This window comes from Streptomyces sp. NBC_01463 (assembly GCA_036227345.1).
Classification (GTDB): Bacteria; Actinomycetota; Actinomycetes; order Streptomycetales; family Streptomycetaceae; genus Streptomyces.
The window spans coordinates 8,818,018-8,842,838 of record CP109468.1 but is presented as its reverse complement, the minus strand read 5'-3'; the positions used below and the strand labels follow the sequence as shown (position 1 = coordinate 8,842,838).

Annotated in this window: 20 protein-coding genes and 1 pseudogene; 11 read left to right on the top strand and 10 right to left on the bottom strand. The window is 70.7% G+C overall.

The genetic code is table 11. The features are described from left to right. The first annotated feature begins 154 nt into the window (after positions 1-154). From OG521_38760 to OG521_38750, 3 genes are all read left to right on the top strand, one after another. Positions 155-598: an SMI1/KNR4 family protein gene (locus tag OG521_38760; GenBank protein WUW26392.1), complete on the top strand. Its 444-nt coding sequence runs from the start codon at positions 155-157 to the stop codon at positions 596-598. A gap of 671 nt (positions 599-1,269) precedes the next feature. After that, positions 1,270-1,941: an enoyl-CoA hydratase-related protein gene (locus tag OG521_38755; GenBank protein WUW26391.1), complete on the top strand. Its 672-nt coding sequence runs from the start codon at positions 1,270-1,272 to the stop codon at positions 1,939-1,941. Positions 1,942-2,350: 409 nt separating this feature from the next. Then, complete coding sequence (locus OG521_38750; protein WUW26390.1) at positions 2,351-3,754, top strand: DHA2 family efflux MFS transporter permease subunit; 1,404 nt, start codon at positions 2,351-2,353, stop codon at positions 3,752-3,754. A gap of 239 nt (positions 3,755-3,993) precedes the next feature. Here the strand turns inward: OG521_38750 and OG521_38745 are convergent, their stop codons facing one another. The 3 genes from OG521_38745 to OG521_38735 all read right to left on the bottom strand — a co-directional run bounded on the left by OG521_38745 (position 3,994) and on the right by OG521_38735 (position 6,974). Next, complete coding sequence (locus OG521_38745; GenBank protein WUW26389.1) at positions 3,994-5,364, bottom strand: NtaA/DmoA family FMN-dependent monooxygenase; 1,371 nt, start codon at positions 5,362-5,364, stop codon at positions 3,994-3,996. 10 nt (positions 5,365-5,374) lie between these two features. After that, on the bottom strand, positions 5,375-6,487 hold the full coding sequence (locus OG521_38740; protein ID WUW26388.1) for an LLM class flavin-dependent oxidoreductase: 1,113 nt from the start codon (positions 6,485-6,487) through the stop codon (positions 5,375-5,377). Positions 6,488-6,833: 346 nt separating this feature from the next. Beyond that, a complete protein-coding gene (locus OG521_38735) occupies positions 6,834-6,974 on the bottom strand; it encodes a hypothetical protein (protein ID WUW26387.1) in 141 nt (46 codons plus the stop codon). A 235-nt stretch (positions 6,975-7,209) separates the two neighbouring features. Here OG521_38735 and OG521_38730 point away from each other — a divergent pair, with 235 nt between their 5' ends. Beyond that, positions 7,210-8,031 (top strand): DUF1684 domain-containing protein, encoded by an 822-nt coding sequence (locus OG521_38730; protein WUW26386.1) that lies wholly within the window; start codon positions 7,210-7,212, stop codon positions 8,029-8,031. Between the two features lie 145 nt (positions 8,032-8,176). Here OG521_38730 and OG521_38725 read toward each other — a convergent pair whose 3' ends face one another. Continuing rightward, positions 8,177-9,082, bottom strand: coding sequence for a S41 family peptidase (locus OG521_38725; GenBank protein WUW26385.1), 906 nt, complete (start codon positions 9,080-9,082; stop codon positions 8,177-8,179). 57 nt (positions 9,083-9,139) lie between these two features. Here OG521_38725 and OG521_38720 point away from each other — a divergent pair, with 57 nt between their 5' ends. After that, positions 9,140-9,682, top strand: coding sequence for a winged helix-turn-helix domain-containing protein (locus OG521_38720; protein ID WUW26384.1), 543 nt, complete (start codon positions 9,140-9,142; stop codon positions 9,680-9,682). A gap of 150 nt (positions 9,683-9,832) precedes the next feature. On the opposite strand, the gene OG521_38715 is transcribed toward OG521_38720, so the two are convergent. The 6 genes from OG521_38715 to OG521_38690 form a co-directional block, all read right to left on the bottom strand. Next, the gene (locus OG521_38715; protein ID WUW26383.1) at positions 9,833-10,744 is read right to left on the bottom strand and encodes a carbohydrate ABC transporter permease; all 912 of its coding nucleotides are present in this window, start codon (positions 10,742-10,744) and stop codon (positions 9,833-9,835) included. Beyond that, positions 10,741-11,682, bottom strand: a complete 942-nt coding sequence (locus OG521_38710) for a sugar ABC transporter permease (GenBank protein WUW26382.1) — start codon at positions 11,680-11,682, stop codon at positions 10,741-10,743. The genes OG521_38715 and OG521_38710 overlap by 4 nt, the downstream gene beginning before the upstream one ends. After that, positions 11,679-13,070, bottom strand: coding sequence for an extracellular solute-binding protein (locus OG521_38705; GenBank protein WUW26381.1), 1,392 nt, complete (start codon positions 13,068-13,070; stop codon positions 11,679-11,681). The genes OG521_38710 and OG521_38705 overlap by 4 nt, the downstream gene beginning before the upstream one ends. A 110-nt stretch (positions 13,071-13,180) precedes the next feature. Then, entirely contained in the window at positions 13,181-14,278 is a 1,098-nt protein-coding gene (locus tag OG521_38700; protein WUW26380.1) for a racemase, read from the bottom strand. Between the two features lie 85 nt (positions 14,279-14,363). After that, positions 14,364-17,669 (bottom strand): discoidin domain-containing protein, encoded by a 3,306-nt coding sequence (locus tag OG521_38695; protein ID WUW26379.1) that lies wholly within the window; start codon positions 17,667-17,669, stop codon positions 14,364-14,366. A gap of 468 nt (positions 17,670-18,137) precedes the next feature. After that, positions 18,138-18,959 carry an FCD domain-containing protein gene (locus OG521_38690; protein ID WUW26378.1) on the bottom strand — a complete coding sequence of 274 codons (822 nt, stop codon included), beginning with the start codon at positions 18,957-18,959 and terminating at the stop codon, positions 18,138-18,140. A 363-nt stretch (positions 18,960-19,322) separates the two neighbouring features. On the opposite strand from OG521_38690, the gene OG521_38685 reads away from it, so the two are divergent. The 6 genes and pseudogenes from OG521_38685 to OG521_38660 all read left to right on the top strand — a co-directional run bounded on the left by OG521_38685 (position 19,323) and on the right by OG521_38660 (position 24,676). Continuing rightward, positions 19,323-20,165: a fumarylacetoacetate hydrolase family protein gene (locus tag OG521_38685; GenBank protein ID WUW26377.1), complete on the top strand. Its 843-nt coding sequence runs from the start codon at positions 19,323-19,325 to the stop codon at positions 20,163-20,165. Between the two features lies 1 nt (position 20,166). Beyond that, positions 20,167-20,952, top strand: coding sequence for an SDR family oxidoreductase (locus tag OG521_38680; GenBank protein WUW26376.1), 786 nt, complete (start codon positions 20,167-20,169; stop codon positions 20,950-20,952). 122 nt (positions 20,953-21,074) lie between these two features. Further along, positions 21,075-21,399, top strand: a pseudogene (locus OG521_38675) (L-rhamnose mutarotase). A 111-nt stretch (positions 21,400-21,510) separates the two neighbouring features. Continuing rightward, on the top strand, positions 21,511-22,347 hold the full coding sequence (locus OG521_38670; protein WUW26375.1) for an amidohydrolase family protein: 837 nt from the start codon (positions 21,511-21,513) through the stop codon (positions 22,345-22,347). A 30-nt stretch (positions 22,348-22,377) separates the two neighbouring features. Next, complete coding sequence (locus OG521_38665) at positions 22,378-23,343, top strand: aldo/keto reductase (GenBank protein WUW26374.1); 966 nt, start codon at positions 22,378-22,380, stop codon at positions 23,341-23,343. A 106-nt stretch (positions 23,344-23,449) separates the two neighbouring features. Then, the gene (locus OG521_38660; protein WUW26373.1) at positions 23,450-24,676 is read left to right on the top strand and encodes a low temperature requirement protein A; all 1,227 of its coding nucleotides are present in this window, start codon (positions 23,450-23,452) and stop codon (positions 24,674-24,676) included. Positions 24,677-24,821 lie beyond the last annotated feature (145 nt).

The window sequence follows — 24,821 nt, the reverse complement described above, 5'->3', positions numbered from 1 at the left end:
GTGGGGGCCGGACAATGTCCGGGCACTTCCGCCGCCGGCGAATTGCGCGCAGCGTGAACGCGGAGGCCGGACCGCGCGGGCACGACACGGGCACGCCCCGCCGGGTGCTTGCGGTTGCATTGCCTTCCCCGACGATCGATACGATCATCGACCGATGTGGAACGAGTTGATCACTCAGCACGCCGGCACGGACGAGGTCGGGTTCACCGCTCCGGCTACGGATGACGCGCTGCGCGAGGCCGTCGAACTCCTTGGGCACCCGCTGCCGGACATGTTGGCCTCGGTGCTGCGGGAGAGCAACGGCATCCTGGGCGAGGACGGCTTTCATCTGGTGTCGCCGCTCGAAACGATCATTCAGACGAACCTGGAGCTTCGGCGCTCCTTCTCCGACCAGTACATGGCCTTCGATCAACTGGTCTTCTTCTCGGACATCCCGGGTAATGGCGATCTGTTCGGCATCGTCCTCGTCCCCGGGCAACATGATCAGGTGTTCCTCTGGGAGCACGAGACGGACAGCCGCAGGTGGGCAGCCCCTTCGGTCGACGAGTTCCTGAAGCGATGGCTGAACGGAGTGCTTCCCGAGCAGCTCGACCGTTGATCCGGGGCCGGTTCAGGTCGCGCATCACGGCCGACCGCACCACCGGATCCATGCCGGCAGCTCAGCCGGCGTTCGCCCGTCACGGCAGGCCCGGCGACCCTTGCGCTGCGCCGACGTCGGCGGCCGCGCCGACCCCGCGACCTGGCTTCTGAAGCGCCCTGCGTCGCAGGAGACAAGGCCCGCAATCACCCTCGCCGCCGAGCCCTTTCCGTACGCATGCGACTCCGCCAGAGCCGAACGATCCACGGAACGGATCCCACCCATGCCGCCACCCCTCTTGCGTACCCCACGACAGACCCCATAAGTTACCGGCAGGTAGGGACAGTTGAAGTGGGCCCCGCACATTCGGTCGGAAGGGTGGTGGGACCGTGAGGCCCCGCAACCCCGCAGGAGTGACGGCCGCGACCAGGTTCTCGGCGCCACTGTGCTGCCACGGAGATACGAGGCGAGCGCGACCGGCATCGACCGCGTCCTCGCCCGTCGCCGAGCCCCTCGGGTCCGGCTTGCCACCACTCCCCCATCGACGACCCTCTCCTCCACCCCCTGCATGACCGCCCGAGTACCGATCCCGCGTTCCGACCCAAGGCGTAGCCCGCAGACCTCGACCCGGATCACCTCACATCAGGCCAGATCTGACCTGACCCGACCTGACCAGTCACGAAAGAGACGTCATGCCCTCACTCGACCGCCAAGACAACGTCTTCGTCCTCGACCTCGGAGACGGGGAGAACCGCTTCCATCCCGACTGGCTCACCGCCGTCGCCGCCGCGCTCGACGAGGTGGAGAAGGCGGAAGGCCCTCGCGCCCTGGTCACCGCAGCCACCGGCAAGTTCTACTCCAACGGGCTCGACCTGGACTGGCTGTTCGCCCACGCCGACCAGCACCAGGAGTACGTCGCCTCCGTCCACGAACTGTTCGCACGGATGCTCTCGCTGCCGGTCGTCACGGTCGCCGCGCTGCAGGGGCACACCTTCGCCGCCGGTGCGATGTTCTCCCTCTCCCACGACTTCCGTGTCATGCGCGCCGACCGCGGCTACTGGTGCCTGCCCGAAGCCGACATCAACATCCCCTTCACTCCCGGCATGTCCGCGCTCATCCAGTCCCGCCTGGCCCCGCAGACCGCGCACAAGGCCATGCTCACCGCCCACCGCTACGGCGGCGCCGACGCCGCTGCCGCCGGGATCGTCGACCAGGCCCTCACCGAGGAAGCCGTGCGCTCCACCGCGATCGAGATCGCCCAGGCACAGGTGAACAAGGCCGGCGACACCCTCGGCACCATCAAGGCCCGCATGTACGCCCCGGTCCTGGCCACCCTGCGCGACACCACCGACCCGCTCGGCTGAGCCGGCGCCCCACCGACGTCACCACTCCCGTCTGCACAGCGGAAGGCCTCGACCGGGCTCCGACGTGCCTGCCTGCGCACACCCCATTACCGGCCTCATGCCGGCGGAACAGCGGGTGGTACGGTCCTGCTCAATAAAGGTTCATCGGTTTTCCGAACCATCATGTAGTCCGGTGTGAGGGTGGGGGCGCCCGGTTGCATTCCGACCTCAACAGGGCTGAAGTCTCCCGTTTGAGCAAGGCTCCACGACGGTCGCGGCCATCCGGCAGCTCCAGGGCGTGGACGGGCCAGACGACCGGGATGGTTCTGTCTTTCCCTGGAAAGGTTGAGAAGTGACCGCTTCACAACAAAGCGAGAGCAGTCCCCCCAAGGCCGACTCCCAAGACCGCCTGGACAAGAGCGTTCTCCTCGTGGCCGGCGTCATCGTGCTGGGCGGGATCATGTCGATCCTCGACATCACGGTGGTGTCGGTCGGACTGCAGACGTTCCAGAAGGAGTTCCACGCGACCTCGGCCCAGGTGGCCTGGACGATGACGGGCTACACCCTGGCTCTGGCGAGCGTCATCCCGCTCACCGGCTGGGCGGCCGACAGGTTCGGCACCAAACGTCTCTACCTCCTGGCGATCGTGCTGTTCGCCGCCGGCTCCGCGCTGTGCGCTGCCGCCACCTCGCTCGAGATGCTCGTGACGTTCCGCGTCCTCCAGGGCCTCGGCGGCGGCATGTTGATGCCTCTCGGCATGACGATCCTGACGCGTGCCGCGGGCCCCGAGCGGGTCGGCCGGGTGATGGCAGTACTCGGCATCCCGATGCTGCTCGGCCCGATCTTCGGTCCCATCCTCGGTGGCTGGCTGATCGACGCCGCCTCGTGGCACTGGATCTTCCTGATCAACGTACCGATCGGTGCGATCGCCCTGGCCTATGCGGCGATCGTTCTGCCCAAGGACCGTGTGCAGCCGTCGGAGACCTTCGACTGGCTCGGCATGGTGATGCTTTCGCCGGGGCTCGCGACCTTCCTGTACGGCGTCTCGTCCATACCCGAGACCGGAACGGTCTGGGCCGCCAAGGTGCTGGTTCCCGCAGGCATAGGGCTGGTGCTCATCATCGCGTTCGTGCCGTGGGCCCTGCACCGGCGCAACCTTCACCCGCTGGTCGACCTGCGCCTGTTCCTCAACCGGGACATGAGCATCTCGGTGATCGCGATGTCGCTGTTCGCCGTCGCGTTCTTCGGCGCCAGCCTGCTGTTCCCGCTCTACTTCCAGCAGGTGCGCGGCGAGTCGGCGCTGGACTCCGGACTCCTCCTCGCACCGCAGGGCGTGGGGGCGATGATCACGATGCCGATCGCCGGCATGCTCGCCGACCGGATCGGCCCCGGCAAGATCGTGTTGACCGGCATCGCGGTGATCACGGTCGGCATGGGGATGTTCACGCAGCTGGCCTCCGACACGTCCTACGCGTACATCATCACCGCGCTCTTCGTGATGGGCCTCGGAATGGGTGCCTCGATGATGCCGATCATGGCATCGGCGCTGGCGACTCTGACGGACCACAACGTCGCCCGCGGCTCGACGCTGATGAACATCGTCCAGCAGGTCGCGGCCTCGATCGGCACCGCCCTCTTCTCGGTGCTCCTCACCAACGGCCTCAAGGACGTCGACGCGACCACGCCTTCCGGGATTCAGGCACAGATGGGTGACGCGTTCGCCTCGGTGTTCCTGGTGGCGACCGTCCTGATCGCCTTCTGCCTGGCCCCGGCCGCCTTCCTGCCGCGCAGGAAGGTCAAGAACGCGGACCCGACCGTGCTGGTGGGCCACTGAGCCGGCGGCCTCAACGAGATAGGTGACGTCGGCGCCGGTCTCTTTCCTGTCGACGCGGATTCGGCCGTAAGGCGGTTCCGGCACGCTGAGAGGGAACGTAGGCGGGTTGCCGCGGCGGGCGATGTCCGGCTGAAGACCCTGGCGCCGCCCGCGCCTCCTATGTCACCGACGGCGGCACCACCGTGGCCCGCGCCCTTCTGTGGGCGCGAGGCGCGGTGGTTTCGTCGTCTCCGGGTACGTCAGACAGTGCCGGCGGCGGGCAGCGGGGGCAGGTCGAGGTGGTCCCGCAGGGTGGTGCCCCTGTATGCGGTGCGGTACACGCCCCGCTCCTGGAGCTCCGGGACGAGCTTGTCGACGATGTCCGTGATCGACGCCGGCAGCAGATGCGGGAGCAGGTTGAAGCCGTCGACGGCACGCGTGCGCACGTAGTGGGCCCATTCGTCGGCGATCGTCGAGGGGGTCCCGACGAACGTCGGGTGGCCCGGGGACACCTCACGCACCAGCTCGACGATCGACAGGCCGCGTTCGGCGGCCATCTCTCGCCACTTCCGGATGAGGGCCAGTTTCCCGCTGCGCAGCTCGATCGCGATCGTGCCGCGAGAGGGGTCGAGTTCCCCCTCCACCGGCTCGATGCCGGGGAGCGGGCCGTCCGGATCGTAGGCGGACAGATCGGTGCCCCAGTACTGCTCCAGATACGCGACGGCCCGCGGGCCGTTGACCTGCTCGTCGCGCACCCAGCGCGCCTTCTCCTCCGCGTCCGCCCGGGTGTCGCCGAGGACGAGGCTCGCACCCGGCAGGATCCGCAGCGACTCCGGTGAGCGGCCGTGGCGGGCCAGCCGGTCGCGCAGGTCAGCGGCATAGGCGACCGCCTTCCCGTACTCGGTGTTGGCGGAGAACACCACGTCGGCGTGACGGGCGGCGAGTTCCCGGCCCCCGTCCGAGTCCCCGGCCTGGAACAGCACCGGGCGCCCCTGACGGCTGCCCGGCACAGTGGCCGTGGCGCGGAATCGTACGAGGTCGCTGTCCCGCTCCACCGGGCTGATCGCGCCCGGCCCGGCCCATCCTGCGGCCCGCCCGTCGGCCGCCACCGCGTCCGGCGCCCAGGAAGCCCACAGCTCCTTTGCCGCATCGACGAACTGTCCGGCACGCTCGTAACGGCGCTCGTGCTCCAGCCAGCCGCCGTGGCGGAAGTTGGCCCCGGTCCAGGCGTTGTCGGTGGTGACGATGTTCCATCCGGCCCGCCCCTCGGACAGCAGGTCGAGGCTCGCCAGCCTGCGGGCCAGGTCGGCCGGGTAGTTGTAGGTGGTGTTCTGCGTCGCCACGAGACCGATCCGCTCGGTCACCGCGGCGAGCGCGGACAGCTGGGTGATCGCGTCGGGGCGGCCGGCGACGTCCAGGTCGAAGACCCGGCCGCGGTTCTCCCGTACCCGGAGCCCCTCGCCGAGGAAGAACGCGTCGAACAGGCCGCGTTCGAGCGTCTGGGCGATCTCGACGAAGGTCTCGATCGCCGTGTGCGAAGGCGCGTCCGGGTCGGACCAGATCAGCTGGGGACCGACGCCGGTGAAGAACACACCGAGGTGAACGTGGGCTTCGGGGTTGCGTTCGTTCATGGCACTCACCTCAGGAGCTCGCGGCCGCCGCGGCGGCGAACCGGTTGGCGGGACGGGGAAGACCGAGCGTTTCGCGCAGGGTGTTGCCGGGCCGGGGTGCGCGATGCAGTCCGGCGGCGGCCAGGGCCGGCAGCACATGTTCGGTCAGGACCGGCAGGTCAACGGCGAGTACGGCGGGGTGCAGCCTGACACCGTCGACCGATTCGGCGAGTTCGCGGAGCAGTTGCACCAGTGCCTCGGCGGAGCCGACATGGCGCAGCCGTCCGGACTCGGGCCAGTCCGCCGCTTCGTTCAACGCGGCGAGCCGGTCGGTGGCGGGTGTGTCCGCGTCGAGGACCACCTCCACCTCGGCGAACACCAGCGGCGCGCCCGCCGCCCTGGCCTCCGCCGCGCGGGCCGCCAATGCGGCGGCGTCGGGGCGCCCGACCAGGACCACGTCGGCGCGCGCGTCGGCGTCCAGTGCGTCCGGGACCAGGACGACGATCTGGCCCTGCGGTGGACGCGGCGTGATCAGGGGGCCCTTGACGGTGAAGGAGGCGCCCTCGAAGTCGATGTGGTGCACCCGGTCCGCGTCCAGGAACCGGCCGGTCGCGACGTCCTTGATGACCGCGTCGTCCTCCCACGAGTCCCACAGGGCGCGGGCGGTGTCGACGACGTCGGCGGTCTCACGGAGCTGCGCGGCGGCGGGAAGCGCCTCTCCCCCGACGGTGGCGAGGTCGTCCGCGCCGGCCGCCGCACCGACCAGCCAGGCGGCCCGGCCGCGCGAGGCGTGATCGAGACTGGCCAGTTGCGTGGCCAGGTGGAACGGTTCCGTGGTGGTGACGTGGAGGGTGGGGGCGAGCCCGATGCGGTCGGTCAGCTGCGAGACGTACGCCGCCCGGGTTCCGGCCTCCACCCGTCCGGCCGCACCCGGACCCGTAGCGGGCGGGAGTGGCGAGTCGTCGAAGGTGGCGAGGGCGAAGCCCGCCTCCTGGGCTGCGGCGACCACGTCCCGCAGGGCCCGGGGAGCCAGGATCGCTCCGGGTGGACGCCCCGAGTGGCGCCAGGCGGCAGGGTGGGTGCCGTCGCCGTCCACCTCGAGGGCGAGGTGCAGGCCGGGACGGCCGGCCGCGTGGTCAGACATGGAACTGCCTCCGGTTGAAGTCGGTTCAGCAAGGCGTCTACGGGACGTGGGCGCGAGTGGGACGTGAGCAGGCGTGGGACGGCGGTGGCGCCCGATGGCCTGGAAGCCGGAGTGAATGGCGCGATCAGCGCGTTGGGACGCGGCGGCCGCGCCGTCCGGGACCAGTGCGGCACGCACACACCCACACCCCGGCAGGCCCGCCAAGCCGGACGCGGCAGTCGTGGACCACGGGCGTCGCGACAGGCGTCAAGCCGGGTGGGTGCGAGGGTGGATGGCGTGGCGGGACGCGTGAGGCGCGTTCAGGTCTCCACGTTCGACGGCGGAAACGGAGACGGCCGGGGCGCGGTCAGCGGCCGGTGGAGGTCCTCGGACACAGCGCGCTGCTCACGCGGAGGAGGTCGACATGGCGCCGGGCCACTCGCAGCTCGAAGGACCCGCCGTGGTGCGGCACGGCGCCGTCGCGCTCGTCGGTCGCTCGCGTCTGCATGCCGGTCACCTCGCATCCCTCGGCCCGGTCAGCAGCTCGGGATCTGCTGCTGATGCCAGTGATTTCGGCTCACGTTAGCCGTTCGGCTCGCGTTGAACAATGCCGTGCCAGAGGACCGGTCAGGATCCGGTGACCGATCCGGGAATGGGGCGCGGGCCCCGGGGAGTTGCATGATGCGGCAGTACGCCGGCCGGGCAGTCGGGCCCGGCCCATGAGCGCACACCGAGGAGTGGACATGACCGTCCAGGACATCGACCGGGTGAGTTTCGTCCAAGAATGGGAGCAGTGGCACCGCGCCCACGAGGCGGTACTCGCCGCACCGCACGGGTTCCTCGCGATCACGAGCCTGCACTGGCTGAGCAGCGAACCGACCCGCTTCGATGACGCCCCCGGAGTCTGGTCGACCTCGGCGGACGGGGTGGTGGTCGACCTGGCGGAGGGCGAGGAGCTGACCGTCGACGGCACAGCGGTCCGCGGCCGGTACGAATTCGGCGTCCTCGCCGAGCGCACCGGCGTGAACGCCGGCTTCGGTGACGCGGTCATCGAGGTCGCCAAGCGCGGCGGGCACGACATCCTGCGGCCCCGCCACCCCGGGAACGCACTGCGCACCGCCTTCACCCGCACCCCCGTCTACGCCCCCGACCCCCGCTGGCTCGTCACCGGACACTTCGTCCCCTTCGACGAACCACGCCAGGTGACCGTCGGCGCGGCGGTCGAGGGCCTGGAGCACGTCTACGACTCCCCCGGCCGGATCGAGTTCGCACTGGGCGGTGCGGTGCACCGGCTCACCGCGTTCAACGGCAGGGATCCCGGCAGCCTTTCGGTGCTGTTCACGGACCGGACCTCGGGTGTGACCACGTACGCGGCGAACCGGTCCCTGCAGGTCGCAGCCCCTGACGGGGAGGGCAGGGTGGGCCTCGACTTCAACCGGGCCGCGAACCTGCCCTGCGCCTACACGGACCTGGCGACCTGCCCGCTGCCGCCCGCGGAGAACCGGCTGCCGGTGGCGGTCGAGGCCGGGGAGAGGATCCCGCTGGAGCGCGGCGGACAGCCCTGATCACCGGGGACCGAGGGCTGCGCCCGCGGTCCCCGACGGGCGGCGCACGGCGGCAGATTCTTCATACGAATGAAACGACGCGGCCGGACGTGCGCCGCAAGCGCCGTCTCCCCGTGTGAAGGGGACCGTCGAAGGTGTGCGCGGGTCAGCCTGCCAGCCGGGCGAGGGCCATCGCGTGTGCGTGGTCGAGGGAGTCATCGGCGGCGCACGGGACGTCCGGCTGCACACCGGTGCCCTCCCAGTTCGTGCCGGAGACCGGGTTGATGGCACGGCCGACCGGGACGGTGGCTTCCAGGTGCGGGTGCACGGTCCAGCCCTGGCAGGGATGCGCGCCGCCGCGGGTGCGCTCGCCGACGACCACGGCGCGGCCGAGCTGCTGGAGGTCGTACGCCAGCTCTTCGGCGGCGGAGAACGTGCTGGTGCCGGACAGCACGTACAAGGGCTTGCTGCCGCCGAAGCGCGCGCCGGGGACGTACGGCAGGCTCCAGGACTGCTCGCTGCGCTCGCCCGCGCGCCAGTACATGGAGTTGAGGTGGGTGCGCTCGTCCAGGAGGTAGCTGCACACGAAGGCGACCGTGTCCGGGTCGCCGCCCCGGTTGCCGCGAAGGTCCACGATCAGCGCCTGGGCGCGGGAGGCCACGGTGAGGGCGGCGCTCAGCGGCTCCGCGGCCCACTCCAGCGGAAACAGCATCGGTGCCAGCTCCACCACGGCGACGCCTCCTTCGAGCAGTTCCACCCGGGGCGCACCGCCCAGCGAGGCGTCGAAGTCGCGCCGCATCGCGTCCAGCGTGGCCGCTCCCTGCTTCGGGGGCACCGGGTCGGCGTGGTGCTTCAGCCTCAGGTGCCGGTCGCCGTTGAGGGACTGCAGGTCCGCGGTGACCAGAGGAGCGAGTTCCCCGGCGTCGCCGACGTCGTAGGCGCCCTCCGTGAGGCGTCGTTTCAGCAGGCCGGCGAGCTGCTCGGCTATCTCCGGGAAAACGTAGTGCTCGGTCAGCAGCCGGGCTGTCTCGTCGATGACGGAGGCGGGCTGAAGCTTCGGCAGAGTCGTCATGGCAGGGAGTAGAGCACCACCCTTGCGAAAGCGTCAACAATTTTAGACACTTTAGGTATGCGCGATCAGCCTTCCTATCCGCCGCCTCCCGAGGACGTTCTGGAGATCGGCGCACCTGAGCAGTTCGCGGCGCTCTCCCACCCGTTGCGCCAGCGGTTGCTCTTCGCCCTGGGCCACCGGCCTGCCACCGTCAGGCAGCTGGCAGCGCAGCTCGACGCGAAGAAGGGCAACGTGGCCCACCACCTCAAGGTGCTCCGCGATGCCGGGCTGATCCACGTCGCCGAGACCCGCCAGGTCCGCGGCGGCACCGAGCAGTACTACCAGCGCACGGCCCGCCACATGCTCGTCGCCGAGCCCAGGGCGGCAGGCACCGCCGCGATGCTCGCCGCGGTGGCGCAGGAGCTGGACCTCGCTCCCGTGGAACCCCACCTGACACTGCGCCACCTGCGGCTCAGTCCCGAGAAGGCGCGAGAGCTCGGCGAAGCCCTCGCCGCTCTCGTCGACGAGGCCGAGGAGGGCGCTGAGGACCAGCCGGTGCACGGGGTACTGGTGGCGTTGTATCAACAGGCTTCGCCGGCCGGCGCTCCCGGTTCCGTCTAGCGTCCGTTGGCATCGGGCGCCGGCGCACCGGATCAGCGGGATCGACCGGACTTCGTCCACGAGTCGTCGGCACCGCGCTCGGACGCCGCGACGCGGCGGGTGTTCCTGACGCCCTCCGAGGGCTCGGACACCCGCCGCTGCGGCGTGCGCTCACTCCTTCGTCGCTCCCGCGAGCATGCCGGAGACGAGGGTGCGCTGTGAGAAGAGGAAGAGGACGAGAACCGGGAGGATCGCCACGACGATCGCCAGCGCCAGCTCGGGGATCGTGATGTTGAGGCCCGCGCCCGCGACCGGGTTGAAGCTCGGCGTCGAGGTGAGGAGCTGGTTGAGGCCGACCTGGACCGGGAACTGGTCGCTGTCCGGCAGCACGAGGTAGGGCAGGAAGAAGTTGTTCCAGTTACCCACGAAGCTGAAGAAGGCGACGAGCCCGACGACCGGCTTGGCCAGCGGCAACGCGATCTTGGTGAAGAGCTGCCACTCGTTGCAGCCGTCCATGCGCGCCGCCGAGAGCAGGTCGCGCGGCAGGCTGCTGCCGAAGTAGATGTACACGAGATACACGCCGAAGGGGTAGAACGAGAAGGGCAGGATCACCGACCAGACCGTGCCGATGAGGTGGAAGTTGTTCAGCTCCAGGAAGACGGGGAGGACCAGCGTCGCCTGCGGCATGATCATGGTCACGAGGGTGACGGTGAGCAGCGTCTTGCGGCCTTTGAACTTGGTGAGTGCCAGCGCGTAGCCGGCCGTGATGCTGACGGCGAGCGTCAGGATCAGCGAACCGCCGCTGTAGATCGCCGAGTTCAGCAGCCAGTGCGCCATGACGCCGTCCTGGAAGTCGAACAGGTGCTTCCAGGCGGTGCCGATCTGGCCGAGGGAGCCGAAGGAGAGCGGGTTGTCGTGCGTGATCTGTCCGGCCGTCTTGCTGGGCGCGAGCAGCAGCCAGATGACCGGCAGCACGAAGAAGACCAGCAGCACCGCGAGGAGCGCGCCGATCACCGCGAACGAGAGGAACTTGGAGGGGCGTGCCAGCCGGCCGGTGCGGGCGGCGAGGGGGATGTCGGTCATTTGTCGTCCAGGGAGAACAGGTTGGAGCGTGCGACCAGCAGACCCGCGGCGATGAGACCGAGGCTCAGCAGGAAGACCGAGATGGCCGCCGCTCCGTTGAAGTCGCCCTGCTGGAAGGCGAACACGAAGGCGAGCTGGTTCGGCGACCACGTGGGGCTCACGCGGCCGAGGCTCGCGGTCTGGAGCAGCTGGGGCTCGACGAAGAGCTGGGTGCCGGTGGCGAAGGCCATGATCGCCATGTAGACGATCCACTGGCGGATCATGGGGATCTGGATGTGCCAGACGGTGCGCCAGGGTCCGGCCCCGTCCATCCGGGCGGCTTCCAGGACCTCGTCGGGGATGTTGTTGAGTGCCCCGTACATGACGACCATCCAGCCGCCCGCGCCGGTCCAGAAGGCGATGAGCATGAGGATGACCGGCAGGTGTCCCGGTGCGAGCACCGCCGCGAAGGAGTGCATGCCCATGGCTTCGAGGAGCCAGGAGACCGGGCTCACGTCCGGGTCGAGCATGAAGAGCCAGACGAGGACGCTCGCCACCCCGGCGAGGGCGCCGGGGATGTAGTAGAGGAAGCGCAGCAGGGCGGAGGTGCCGGGGCGGATGCGGCCGCGCAGGACGACCGCGACGAGGACCACGAGAACGACGAGGACCACGAGCCACAGCACGAGGTAGACCAGCATGTGCTCGAAGGCGGGCAGGAACCGGTAGTCCTTGGCGACCTTCGTGAACTGGTTGAGGCCGGTGAACTGGCCCCGGTCGTTGGTGAAGGCGAGGTAGAAGGAGTAGGCGGTCGGGAAGACGCCGAAGGCGAGCAGGAGCACCGTGTATCCGGCGACGAAGAAGTAGCCCGCGTTGAGCCGGCGGCCCCGCGGCCGCGACGGCGCGGAGCCGTCGCGGGGCGGAGTGCCGGTGGAGACGCGGGGGGTCTCCAGGACGGTCATTCGTTGGTCACCTGGTATCCGTCGGCCTTGGCCTCGTTGCTGATCTCCTTCTGCCAGTCGGGCAGCACCGAGGTGAGGCTCTTGCCCTCGGTCAGCTTGGGCAGCACCGCGCTTGACCAGGCGGTGGCGTCCGGGAACTTCGTGTTCGACCAGCCGGTCCACACCGCGTCGGCGGCGCTCCGGAAGACCTCGCTCACGTCACCGGCGAAGTAGGAGCTGTTCGCCGGGTTCTTCAGCCACGCCTGGGCGGCCTTGGTGTACGCGGGGTAGGTCGGCGCGGCGCTCTGGTTCTCGTCCGAGGTGGTGAGCCAGGTGGCGAGGTCGGTGGACGCCTTCAGGTTGTTGCTGTGCGAGGAGACCATCCACACACCGCCGCCGACGTTTCCGGTGCTGGCGGTGGTCTCGCCCTGCCACTTGAGCGGGGGCGCGACGGCCATCGTCTTCGAGGGGACCTTGAAGGCGGTCTTGAAGAGGTACTGGCCGTACCAGGACGGGCCGTAGGCCATCAGGACCTTGTCACCGCTGTTCTTCGCGAAGCCCTGCGAGAAGAAGCCCTTGGTGGTGACGGCCTTCGCGTCGATCAGGTTGTCGAGGAGCTTCGCGGTGCGCGTGCAGTTCTTGTCGGAGAGGTTGCTGCGCAGCGTGTCGGGCTCGGTGAGCTGGTACGCGGGGCACTTCGTGGACCAGAAGTAGGACTCGTGCGAGTTGGTGTCACCGACCGATCCGACGAGGTAGCCGGGGTGCTCCTTGCCGACCTTCTTGCCGAGCGCCTCGTACTCCTCCCACGTCGTGGGGACCTGGTAGCCCCACTTGTCCATGAGCGGCTTGTTGTACCAGAGGACGACCTGGGCGATGTCGTTGCGCAGGCAGTACGTGTGACCGTTGAACTCGCAGGGGGTGAGGGAGCCCTTGGCGAATCCGTCCAGGGTCGCCCGGGGGACGAGCTCGTCGTCGAGCGGCGCGGCGAAGGGCTGCGCGCCCGGCTTCGTCGGCTGCGAGGCCCAGGTGACGTCGGTGGGGGAACCGAAGACGACGTCGGGCCAGCCCTTGTCGGTGCGGTCGAAGAGCTGCACCTTCGACTGGAGGTAGGTGGAGCCGTCGGCCCCGCCGTCGTAGGTGACGATCTTCATCTTCGTGTCCGGGTGTGCCTTCTGGTACGCCTGGACGGAGGGCAGCCGGGTGGAGTCGGCCCACACGGTGATCTGCGAGCCCTCCTTCTGCTCGGCCTGCTTGAAGTCCTTCGCCGTGGCCGGGGAGCTGCCGGTGTCCGAGGTGGTGTCCGCGCTGGCGCAGCCCGCGAGGAGCGCCGCGGCGGTCAGGGAGAGCACGGCGGCGGCGGTGCGGGTGGCACGGGCCCGGCCGGCTCCGGCAGATCGGAGAGACCTCATTGTCCTGCCTTTCGTTGTACGGGGAGTCTGCGGTGAGGGGGCGGTGCGCCGGTGGGGCGGGCGCCGGGGTGTCCGCCCGCACGGGGGCGCGGGCGGGGCACCCACGTCGTTCAGCGCGGGGTTTCGACGAAGGGCTCCAGCGTCTTGCCGTAACCCAGACCGAGCGGGAGGGAGATGCCGGGTGCGGTGGGTGCGTGCACCAGGCCATCGGCATCCACGTGGCGCTCGCGCACGACGTGCGCGGAGGTCACGAGGGACTCGTAGTAGGTCGTGTTGGGGATCGCCATGCACAGGTGGTGGTTGGGCAGGTCCGAGCCGTGCACCTCGGCGCGGAGCTGGAAGGAGTCCGCGAGGTGCGCGATGCGCATGGCCCCGGTGACTCCGCCGCGCAGGTTGGTGCTGGCCCGTACCCCGAAGGTGGCTGCCCCGGCCTTGATGAAGTCGGCGGCGTTCATGTGGGCGCCGTCGGAGGTCTCGGCGACGAGCAGCGGGATGTCCACGCACTCCGCGAGCCGCCGGTAGGAGCTGATGCTGAACTCCCGCATCGGCTCCTCGTACCAGAGGTAGTCCGCCTCCGAGAGCGCCCGGCCCAGGTGGATGGCGTCCGGGAGGTCGAAGCCGGCGGAGCCGTCGTACATGAGCGGGACGTCGGGGCCGACGTGCTCGCGCAGCGCGAGGCAGAGTGCCGCGTCGCGGCGGGCGTCGCCCCAGGCGTGGAGCTTGATGCCCCGGTAGCCCAGCGCGAGGCTCTGGTCGGCGACGTCGAGGAACTCCTCGGTGTTCGCGAAGGTCGAGGTCGAGGCGTAGGCCGGTATCGATGTGCGGTAGCCGCCGAGCAGCCGCCACACGGGTTCGTCGTAGTAGCGGCCCGCGAGGTCCCACAGGGCGGTGTCGATGAGGCCCAGGGCCGGGAGCGGGAGTTCGTGGATGCGGTCGAGCTCCCAGACCCGGTGCCACAGCCACTCGCGCTGGAAGGGGTCCGCGCCGAGCAGTTCCTCGCGGAAGACCACGTCCACGAGGCTCGTCAGCATGGCGTACGCGCCCGGCCGGGCGAACAGCGCGACGCCTTCCGCACCTTCGTCGGTCCCGAGGTGCAGGACCGCACCGTCGCCCACCCGGGCGCTCCCGGCGAGCCCTTCCCGCCACAGGAAGGGAGGGTCGGCGGGCGGTACCTCGACCCGGTGCACTTCGACGCTGGTGATCTTCATGAGTGGCTTTCGTCTCGTCTTTCCTGTGCGTCCGCGATGACGGCGGCGGGGTGGGGGCCCGTCGTGGGACGGGCCCCCGGCTCCCCTAGAAGCCGCCGTAGGCGCGGATTTCGTAGATGCTGGCGCCGTTGCCGCTGGAGCCGGTCACGGTGAGCCGCAGGTAGCGGGCCTCCACCGGCTGTTCGGCGACGGCGTTGTCGGTCTGGGTGGTGGTGGCCTTGTCCGTGCGGTCGGCGAAGGTGGACCACTCCTTGCCGTCGGCGGAGTACTCGACGCGGTAGCGGTAGCCGCCGCTCTTCTCGAAGGTGGTGACGACCGCGGAGACCGGGGTGCTCGTGCCGAGGTCGACCTGGATCCAGGAGGGGTCCGGCAGGAAGAGGCCCTGGGCCCAGCGGGTGCCGTTGTCGCCGTCCACGGCCTTGGCGGGCGTGTTGCCCTCGGAGTCCGAGGAGGCGGTGGCCTCCTTGTGGAGGGCGAGGTCGGTGTCGGCGGGGGTGGTGACGACCGCCTCCGGGCTCGCGGGCGAGGTGTTGAGTGCTTCGTCCCGCGCGGTCACGGTGAAGGTGTAGCGGGTCTCGGGTGCGAGCCCGTCGATCCGCAGCGAGGTGTCTCCCGTGACGGCGACGCGCTTGCCGTCCTGGAGGACCGCATAGCTGGTGACACCGTTGTCGTCGGAGACGGCCGGCCAGTCGAGCCGGACGCTGCCGGGGAGCAGGACCTTCGCGGTGAGGGACGTGGGCGCGGTGGGGGCGGTGCGGTCGGTGACCTTCGCCTTCGTGCCGTAGACCCGGAAGTCGAAGATGCTGCCGCCGTTGCCGCTGGTGCCGGTCAGGGTGAGCCGGACGTAGCGGCCGGTGACGGGGGTGGTGGCATGCGCGTAGTCGGTCGCCTCGGTGGTGTCGGCACCGGTGCGGTCGACGAGCGGCTTCCAGTGCACCTCGTCGGGCGACACCTCGACGCGGTAGCGGTAGCCCTTGCTCTTCTCGAAGGTGGTGATGGCGCCGTTGACGTCGTACGAGGCGCCGAGGTCCACCTGGATCCAGGAGGGGTCAGGCAGGCCGAGGCCCTGGGCCCAGCGGGTGCCCGGGTCGCCGTCCACGGCCTTCGCCGGCGTGTTGCCCTCGGAGTCCGAGGAGGCGGTGGCGGGGTGTCCCAGCGCCAGGTCGTCGCCCTTGGGTGTGCGTACGACGGTGGTGGTGCTGTACGGGGACTCGTTGCCGGCCGCGTCGCGGGCCCGGACCTGGAAGCGGTAGGTGGTGTTCTGCTTCAGGTTCGCGATGCGGACCGCGGTGGAACCGGAGGCGCTGACGAGCTTGCCGTCGAGGTGGACCGTGTAGCCGGTGACGCCCTTGTCGTCCTTGGACGCGGCCCAGCTGAGATCGGCCACGGTCGGGAAATCCGTCGTGACCTTGGGTGCGCCGGGCCTGGTGGGCGGAGTGCGGTCGGTGACGACGGGACCCGGGTCGAGGTGCTGGTAGGCGGGCTCCAGTCCGGCGTTCTTCACGATCGAGGCGGGGAGCTGGTCGCAGCCGCCGACCTTGACGTTGTCCTGGACGGTGTTGTCGAAGCTGCCGCCCTGGACCGAGTAGCCCTGGTTGTCCGTGAAGTTGCCGGAGGCGTTGTTCTCGATGCCGTGGTTCATCAGCATCCACTGGTACGCCACGCCGCAGAACGCGTTGTTCGTGTTCGTCCAGCCACGGCTCATCTCGTCGTGGTAGACGGCGCCGTAGGCGGGCTCGGGGACTCCGTGGATGTAGTTGTCGCTGACCCGGCCGCCGGGGTTGGCGCCGAGCGTGTAGACCGCGCCACCGTCCGCCTGGTGCTTCATGATGTCGCCGATCTCGTTGTACGAGATGACGGTGTTCCGGCTGGTGGTCGGTGTCGTGGCGACGGGGACCTTGCCGTTGCCGACGTACGAGGGGTTGCCGCCCTTGTCGGTCAGGCCCCAGCCCCAGCCCGCCGAGATGCCGCTGTAGGGCAGGTCGTAGACCTTGTTGTGCGTGATCGTGGTGTGGTCGGTGTAGCCGGCGAGGATGCCGAGCGAACCGCGGTACTGGTCGGCGGCCCGGGTCACGACGTTGTCGGTGACGGTCGTGTCCTTGACCACGTTGCGCTTGTCGGCCGGGTGGGCGTCGTCGTAGTAGTCGACGCCGCCGATCTGGATGCCGGTCGCGGATATCTGCCGGAACACGTTTCCGGTGATCTCGGTGGACTGGCTGCCGGTGTTGAGGTTGAGCCCGGCCGCGCCGAGGTGCGTGAAGGTGTTCCCGGTGAAGGAGACGTCCCGGGTGAAGCCGGTGTTGACGGCGCCCGGTGTCTTCTTCCAGTCGAGCCTGGTCGAGTCGAAGTCGGGGTTGTCCGCGCCGACCATCCGGAAGCCGGCCTGGCCCTCGACGTGGCCCTCGTCGGAGCTGGGGTCCAGCCAGGTCGAGTGCGAGAAGGTGAGGCCGTCGAAGGAGACGTCCCGGACGGGAGCCGCCGCGGTGCCGTTGAGGTCCACGAGGTCCTGCACGGTGGGCACGGTGACCTCGGCCTGGCCGATGTCCTGACCCTGCTTCGGGTAGTAGAAGACCTCCCCGGCCGCGTGGTCGATGTACCACTCGCCAGGTGTGTCGAGCAGCTCGCGGGCGTTCTCCAGCCAGGTCGGAGTGGTGATCTCCTGGCCTTCCTGGAGGTTCGCGTTGTTCCAGCACGGCTGCCGCATGGTCATGGTGTGGCCGTTGACCGACTCCACCGGGCAGCGCATCAGCTTCCAGCCCCAGCTGCTCACGACCTCCAGGTCGGAGGGGTGCTTGAGGTGGGTGAGGCTGTCGTCGGTGAACGTGTAGCCGGTCTTCGTCTTCTGCCAGCCGCCGGGCCACTCGTTCTCGGTGCGCGCACGGGTCTGCGGCTCGCCGTCCACGTAGAGCTGCCGGGCCTGGAGGTCACCGATGGGTGCCTTGAAGACCTTGCCGTCGCCGTCGGCGGGCTGCCAGCCGGTGATCTGCCTGCCTCCGCTGATCACGGGGTGCGCGCCGCGGGCGGCTGCCCAGGTGACGGTGGAGCCGTTCGTGCCGGAGTCGCGGGAGTCGAGGACGAGTGTGCGGTTGAGGCGGTACGTGCCGTCGGCCAGCTCGATCCGGATGTCACCGTGCACGCGCTTCTTGACCGTGCGCACGTGGTCACGGGCGTGTTCGAGCGTCTTGAAGGGGCGCGCGGCGGTGCCGGTCCCGGAGTCGCTGCCGTGCGGGGAGACGTGCACGGTCAGGGCCGGGCGCGGTGCCGCGGCGGGCGCCGCGGAGGCGGCGGGGGCGAGCGGCAGCACGAGGGCGGCCGGGGTGATGAGTGCTGCGGCGAGTGCGGCTCTTCGCAGCCTGGTGGGCAGGGCGTTGTTCTCAGGGCGTGTGGACACGGGTATCCCATCGCGTAAGGACAAGCTGTCCGGACCCCGGAGCGGCTGGCTCCGGGTCTGGGGGCCGGGCCGGCCGCTCCGGGGCCGCGGGGGCGGCGGCCGGGGGCATGGCACCGGGAAGGTGGCCGGAGCGATGCTCAGGCCGAGGACCGGTGTCCGTCCGTCCCGGAACGGGACACCGGTGTGCGGGGAGGGGCTGTACGGCCGCCGGCGGCGCGGATCAGGTCACGCGCGGACCGGGAGGGCCGAGGGCCCGGAAGGGGCCACCCCACGGGGGATGCTGTTAGGCGGTATCGAGGTGTGGCTGCGGTGCTGCCTTTCGTGGTGCGGGCTCCCCGGGCGGGTGGCTAGCGGGGGTACGTGCCGGGCGGGGGCGCCCCGTCCTGACGGGGCGCCCCGCGCGGCCCGCGGTGGCTCGTGCTGCTCGCGGGGGCCGGTGGGCCGCCCTCGCGCGGTGGTGGGTGGGCCTCAGGAGGCCGAGGCGGCGGGCGGGTCGGCCTGCTGCCCGGGTGATCCCGGCGGCTGCGTCCGCTCGTCCATGTGGAAGAGCCGGTCGCGGATCTTTCGTTCGAACTGCCGCCGGGTCGTGGCGATGTGCTCGGCCATGAGCACGGCGGCGCGTTCCGCCTCGCCGGCGGCGACGGCCTCGGCGATGGCGAGGTGCTGCTCCGCCGCCACGTCCAGCGAACCCGGCGCGTCCCCGTGGAAGAGCAGGACGTCGGACTGGGACGCCAGGCGGCGGATGTTGCCGATGCTCGACCGCAGGAACACGTTGTGCGCGGCCGCACCGACGGCGTCGTGGAAGGCCGCGTCGGCCGCCGCGAAGCCGTAGGCGTCACCGGCACGCGCGGTGCTCGCCGTGGTGGTGGCGCTGTTCCTGATCTCGCGCACCTCCAGCGGGGTGGCGAGCGAGGCCGCGCGACGGGCGGTCTCGGTCTCGATCACCGTGCGGTAGTCGAGCAGCATCAGCACGTGCTCCATGCTGGTCGGCCGGAAGTGCACGGTCTGGTCGCCGTCCACCAGGCCTCCGGCCGACTCGGCCACGAAGATGCCGGCGCCGCGCCGCACGCTCAACCTCCCGATCCCCGCGAGGGTCTTGACGGCCTCGCGCGTCACGTTGCGTGAGGCGCCGAGGAGTTCGGCGAGCCTCTGCTCGGTCGGGAGCCGGTCCCCGGGGCGGAGCTGCTGCTCGGCGATGTGATTGAGCAGCTGTTCCGCGACCCGTTCGTACCCGGGCCGGTAACGGCCCGGTTCGTGGCTCCCGTCCGGCGTCTGCCTCGGCGCTCCCACGGCACTCCCCTCCAGTGGTGATGGATTAATCAGGTTCATCGGCCGCCGCAACTATTGCATCTGCGTTACGCGTTCGGAAGATGTGGCGGAAAGAATCTTTTAGTCACCTGATCAAAACGGATTATAGGCTCATCAAAAGGGCTTTCAATCGGCCGCATTGCGCCAAATGGATCAGACTCTTATGGTCCTGGCGTACCGAAGTACGCCGGATGACGCCGCTCGACGCCCGCCGGCCACGCCTGCCGGCGCACTTTCGCCGGCGCACCTCCGGTCCACCCTCCGGCAACGCCTCCGGTCGTCTTCCCCGACGACCGCGCGTCCCCCTCGCTCACAGCCCTCGCTCCTCCCTGCGAAAGGACCGCGATGAAACTCGCACGCATCGGCGCCCCCGGCGCGGAACGGCCGGTGGTCTCCGGCCAGGACGGCACCTGGCGTGAACTGGCGCCCGTGCTGGACGGCGCCGACCTCACCCCGGCGTCGCTCGCCACCGCCCTCGCCGTACGCGACCTCGGCTCGCTCCCCGAGTTGACCGGTCCCGTCGAGCGCTTCGGTCCCCCGCTCGTATCCATCGGCAAGATCGTCTGTATCGGCCTCAACTACCGTCAGCACGCGGCCGAGACCGGCGCCGAGGTCCCGGGCGAGCCGATCGTCTTCCTCAAGACCCCGGACACCGTCGTCGGCCCGGACGACGAGGTGCTGATCCCCCGCGCCTCCGTCAAGACGGACTACGAGGTCGAACTCGCCGTCGTCATCGGCCGCGAGGCCCGCTACCTCCCCGACGCGGCGTCGGCCGACGCCTGCATCGCCGGATACGCCATCAGCAACGACGTCTCGGAGCGTGAGTTCCAGCTGGAGCGCGGCGGCCAGTGGGACAAGGGCAAGAACTGCGACACCTTCAACCCGCTCGGCCCCTGGCTCCTCACCGCCGACGAGGTGCCGGACCCGCAGGCCCTCGGCCTGCGCCTGTGGGTCAACGGCGAACTCCGCCAGGACGGCGGAACGCACGACATGATCTTCGGCGTCCACGAGATCGTGCGCTACCTCAGCCACTTCATGACCCTGCGCCCCGGCGACATCATCAACACCGGCACCCCGGCCGGTGTCGCACTCGGCAGCCCCGAAACGCCCTACCTGCACCCCGGTGACGTCATGGAGGTCGAGATCGACGGCCTCGGCCGCCAGCGCCAGACCCTCGGAAAGGCATGAGATGACCACCGCCCCGGACTCCACCGCCACCGTCCCCGCTCCCCTCGCCGGGCTGCGCGCCCTCGTCACCGGCGGCGCCTCCGGCCTCGGCCGCGCGACCGCCCTGCGCCTCACCGCACACGGCGCCCGCGTCGTCGTCCTGGACCGCGCGGGCGAGGCCCCCGAAGGCACGGCCGGACTCGTCCGCGCCGACCTCGCCGACGACACCTCGGTCCGTGCGGCCGTCGCCGAGGCGCTCGGCGTGCTCGGCGGCCTCGACATCCTCGTCAACAACGCGGGGATCGGCGCCCAGGGTGCCGTGGAGGACAACGACGACGCCGAATGGCACCGCGTGCTCGACGTCAACGTCGTCGGCCTCGTCCGCGTCACCCGCGCGGTTCTGCCCGCGCTGCGCGTCTCCGCGCACGGCGCCGTCGTCAACATCGGCTCCATCGCCGCGACCGCCGGGCTCCCGCAGCGCGCCCTGTACACCGCGAGCAAGGGCGCGATCCTCTCGCTGACCCGCGCGATGGCCGCGGATCTGCTCCCCGAGGGCATCCGCGTCAACGCCGTCAACCCGGGTACGGCCGACACGCCGTGGGTCGGCCGGCTCCTCGCGAGCGCCGACGACCCCGCCGCCGAGCAGGCCGCCCTCGCCGCCCGCCAGCCGCACGGCCGTCTCGTGAGGGCCGACGAGGTCGCCGAGGCGGTCGCCTACCTCGTGTCACCCGCGGCCGCCTCCACGACCGGCACCGCCCTCGCCGTCGACGGCGGCATGGACGGCCTCCGCCTGCGCAAGGAAGGGTGAGCGCCGTGCCCGAACAGCCCTCCGCTCCCGCATCCGCCACTGCTGCCAGGGGCGCTGCACCCGGGACAGGTGCCCCGACGCCCGGGGACACCGGGTCCGATACGGCCTGCGCACCTCGTAGCGTGCGCCGCTTCGCCTCCGTCATCCGGCTGCGCCCGGAGAAGGAGGCCGAGTACCGCGCCCTGCACGCCGACGCCTGGCCGCAGGTCCTCGCCACCCTCAAGCGCGCCCGGATCGGGAACTACTCGATCTTCCTGCGCGACGGACTCCTCTTCTCCTACCTGGAGTACTACGGCGAGGACTACGACGCCGACCAGGCACTCATCTCGGCCGACCCCGCCACACTCCGCTGGTGGGAACTGACCGACCCCTGTCAGCAGCCGGTGGAGAGCGCCGCGTCCGGCGAGACCTGGGTGCCCCGCCGAAGAGGTCTTCCACCTGGACTGAGGCCCGGGGGCACCACTCCCCGGGGCCCCGGCCCGTCCCGCACCACCCGCACACCCCCGTGCCGTACGCGCCCGCACCGCCGCACGGCACGGGCCGGCCCGAAGGACGACCGTGCGCATCGACGCCCACTTCCACCTCTGGGACCTGGGCCGGCACGAACACGCCTGGACCCGCGAGAGCCCTGTCCTGCACCGCAGCTACCACCCCGCCGACCTGCGCCCGGCGCTCGCGGCGGCCGGTGTCGACCGCGCCGTCCTCGTACAGACCGTGCCCGAGCCCTGGGAGACACCCGAACTCCTGGCCCTCGCCGAGGAGGAGGAGTTCATCGGCGCAGTCGTCGGCTGGAGCGACCTCACCGACCCCGACCTGCCCGCCGCCCTCGACCGGCTGCGCGGCCGGCCCGGCGGCCGTTTCCTCACCGGGCTGCGCCACAACGTCCAGGACGAACCAGGCACCGCGTGGTTCACCCGTCCCGAGGTACGGCAGGGGCTGCGCGCGCTCGGCGCGGCGGGACTCGCGTACGACCTCCTCGTCCGCCCCGATCAGCTCACAGCGACCGTCGCGCTCGTCCGCGCGCTGCCCGATGTGCGCTTCGTCCTCGACCACGCGGGCAACCCCGTCATCGGGCCGCGCCCCGCCCCCGGGTGGACCGCAGCGATGACGGCCCTCGGTGAACTCCCCAACGTAGCCGTCAAGTTCTCGGGTCTCCTGACCCGTACCGGGGAGACCGGCCCCGCCACCGCCCTCGCCCCCTACGCGGCGACTCTGCTCGGCGCGCTCGGCCCCCGCCGCGTCCTCTTCGGCTCGGACTGGCCCGTGTGCCGTCTCACCGCCGAGTACGACGAGGTCCTCGCCGTCACGGAGGAACTCCTCGCCCCGCTCGCCCCCGCCGACCGGGCCGCCGTGCTCGGCACCAACGCGGCCGCGTGGTACGCGGTACGCGACTGAATCCCCCCGGTACGGAGTACGGAGTCCACCATGACCAGCCCTCACCGCACCCTCGGCCGCAGCCAGGTCAGAGTCAGCCCGCTCGGCTTCGGCGCCGCCCCGCTCGGCAATCTCTACTCCCCCCTCGACGAGGAGACCGCCCGCGCCGCCGTGGACGCCGCCTGGGACGCGGGCGTCCGCTACTTCGACACGGCCCCGCATTACGGCCTGGGGCTCTCCGAACGCCGCCTCGGTGCGGCCCTGCGGGCCCGCCCGCGAGCGGAGTTCACCGTCTCCACGAAGGTCGGACGCCTCCTCGAACCGCACCCGTCACCGACCGGATCCGACCTCGCCGCCGGCGGCTTCGCCGTCCCCAGCACACTGCGCCGCCGCCCCGACTACAGCCGCGACGGCGTCCTGCGCAGCCTGGAGGCGAGCCTCGAACGCCTCGGCCTCGACCGCATCGATCTCGCTCTCGTCCACGACCCGGACGAACACATGGACACCGCCCTCGCCGAGTCCCTGCCCGCCCTCACCGAACTGCGCGCGCAGGGTGTCGTCGGCGCGATCGGGATCGGCATGAACAGCGTGGAACCGCTGCGCCGCTTCGTCGCCGAGGGCGACCCGGACGTGGTGATGGTCGCCGGGCGCTGGACCCTCCTCGACCGCACCGCCGCCCCGCTCCTCGCGGAGTGCGCCGCGCGTGAGGTCTCCGTCATCGCGGCGGCCCCCTTCAACTCCGGTCTGCTGAGCACCGATCACCCCGGAGCGGGCGGGCGCTACGACTACGGCACGGTGCCCGCCGCCGTCCTGGACCGGGCCCGGTCCCTCGCCACCCGGTGCGCGGAACACGGTGTCCCCCTCCCCCGCGCCGCCCTCTGCTTCCCTCTGCGCGAGCCGGTCGTCGCCTGCGTCCTCGCCGGCTTCCGCACCCCGGCGGAGGTCTCCTCGGCAGCCACCCACCTCACGCACGGGGTCCCGGAGCACTTGTGGCACGAACTGAACGCGACGGACTGACGGTCCTCCGCACTCCGCTCCCCGACACGGGCGGGCCGCGGTGGCCACGTGGGACGGATGGCGTGGCTGGGCACCCCTCGGAACGGGCGCCGATTATGGTGACAAAGTGTCATATGTACAGAGAGCTGAACCCTCGCAGCGGCCCACGGCCGAGGAGCGCCATGCCACATGGCTGGAGCTCTTCTTCGATCTGATCGTCGTGACCGGCACGGCGCAGCTGGCGCACGTGCTGCACGGTGAGCCGTCCCTGGCCGACGTCGGGTTGTTCACGCTCCTCTATCTGGCGTTCTGGACGATCTGGATGTGCTTCACGGTCTACGGGAACGTCGCCGGTGACCGGGCGCGCACCCGGACCATGCTGCTGGGCATGCTCGGCATGGCCGTCCTGGCCGCGTCCGTGGCGGGCGTACATGAGGGCGAGCACCTGCGGGCGTTCGCCGTCACCTACGTGGTGCTGCGCTTCGTGGCGAGCGGGGCTTGGCGGCGGCGCGGCCAGATGCTGGTGGACTGGCCCGTCGCGCAGTTCAGCGCGGGCGTGACGCCGTGGATCGTGTCCATCTGGGTGGACGGCCGGGCGCGTTACTGGCTCTGGGGTGCGGGTCTGGCCATCGACCTGTGGGCCACGCTCAGCTTCTCCGCCCACAAGCTCCAGGAGAATGCCGAGGCCCGCCGCGCCGCGGTCGAGCGGCGTGCCGAGAAGCGCGGCGGCATCAGTGAACGCGACAGCCAGCGGCTCGACTTCACGCTGGCCCACGTCGATCCGGTCCATCTCGGTGAGCGGCTGGGCCTGTTCACCATCATCGTGCTCGGCGAGGGTGTCGCCCAGCTCGTGACGGTGGGCTCGGAGGCGGACTGGGATCACACCCTGCGGTCGATCGGAATCGCCGGATTCCTGCTGCTGGTGTCCATCTGGTGGCTGTCGCTCGTGCGCGGCTACGGCGGCGTGCCGAACCTGCGCGAGTCCGCCCTTCCACCGCGCCTGGTGCTCCTGCTCCACTGCGTCACCAACGGCGCGCTCACCGCCCTGGCCGCCGGCCTCGGCGCGTCGATGGAACACCTCCACGGCGAGCTGACGGAGAACGTGCGCTGGGTACTGTGCGGGAGCTTCGCCACCTACCTGGTGATCAGTCTGGTGGGTGCGGTGGTGTCGCGGCGGGCGGCGAAGGTTCCGGTCGGCTGGGGCGGACTGCTCGGCCACGTGCTTCCGCCCCTCGCCCTGTCGCTGACGCTCGGAGCCTTCGGGGGCAGGTTGCCCGCGGTCGCAGTGGTGTGGCTGCTGGTCGCCGGGGTGGGCTGGAGCCTGCTGGGGCATGTGGCGCGACGACGTACCTGATCACTGCCGCTGGTTTCAGGCTGCCCACCTCGCCGCGCAGCGCCCGGCGTACCACGGAGCCGATGTTTCCTGCTGCCCGGTGATGGCCACCGTCCCCAGCCCCACTGCACACCTCCGCCGTTCGACCTCGGCGACAATCCTCTCA

Excerpts from the sequence above, each read along its gene's own strand:
- OG521_38760 (WUW26392.1), top strand. The coding sequence starts at position 155 with ATGTGGAACGAGTTGATCACTCAGCACGCCGGCACGGACGAGGTCGGG.
- OG521_38755 (WUW26391.1), top strand. The coding sequence starts at position 1,270 with ATGCCCTCACTCGACCGCCAAGACAACGTCTTCGTCCTCGACCTCGGA.
- OG521_38745 (WUW26389.1), bottom strand. The coding sequence starts at position 5,364 with ATGAACGAACGCAACCCCGAAGCCCACGTTCACCTCGGTGTGTTCTTC.
- OG521_38740 (WUW26388.1), bottom strand. The coding sequence starts at position 6,487 with ATGTCTGACCACGCGGCCGGCCGTCCCGGCCTGCACCTCGCCCTCGAG.
- OG521_38735 (WUW26387.1), bottom strand. The coding sequence starts at position 6,974 with ATGCAGACGCGAGCGACCGACGAGCGCGACGGCGCCGTGCCGCACCAC.
- OG521_38730 (WUW26386.1), top strand. The coding sequence starts at position 7,210 with ATGACCGTCCAGGACATCGACCGGGTGAGTTTCGTCCAAGAATGGGAG.
- OG521_38725 (WUW26385.1), bottom strand. The coding sequence starts at position 9,082 with ATGACGACTCTGCCGAAGCTTCAGCCCGCCTCCGTCATCGACGAGACA.
- OG521_38720 (WUW26384.1), top strand. The coding sequence starts at position 9,140 with ATGCGCGATCAGCCTTCCTATCCGCCGCCTCCCGAGGACGTTCTGGAG.
- OG521_38715 (WUW26383.1), bottom strand. The coding sequence starts at position 10,744 with ATGACCGACATCCCCCTCGCCGCCCGCACCGGCCGGCTGGCACGCCCC.
- OG521_38710 (WUW26382.1), bottom strand. The coding sequence starts at position 11,682 with ATGACCGTCCTGGAGACCCCCCGCGTCTCCACCGGCACTCCGCCCCGC.
- OG521_38705 (WUW26381.1), bottom strand. The coding sequence starts at position 13,070 with ATGAGGTCTCTCCGATCTGCCGGAGCCGGCCGGGCCCGTGCCACCCGC.
- OG521_38700 (WUW26380.1), bottom strand. The coding sequence starts at position 14,278 with ATGAAGATCACCAGCGTCGAAGTGCACCGGGTCGAGGTACCGCCCGCC.
- OG521_38685 (WUW26377.1), top strand. The coding sequence starts at position 19,323 with ATGAAACTCGCACGCATCGGCGCCCCCGGCGCGGAACGGCCGGTGGTC.
- OG521_38680 (WUW26376.1), top strand. The coding sequence starts at position 20,167 with ATGACCACCGCCCCGGACTCCACCGCCACCGTCCCCGCTCCCCTCGCC.
- OG521_38665 (WUW26374.1), top strand. The coding sequence starts at position 22,378 with ATGACCAGCCCTCACCGCACCCTCGGCCGCAGCCAGGTCAGAGTCAGC.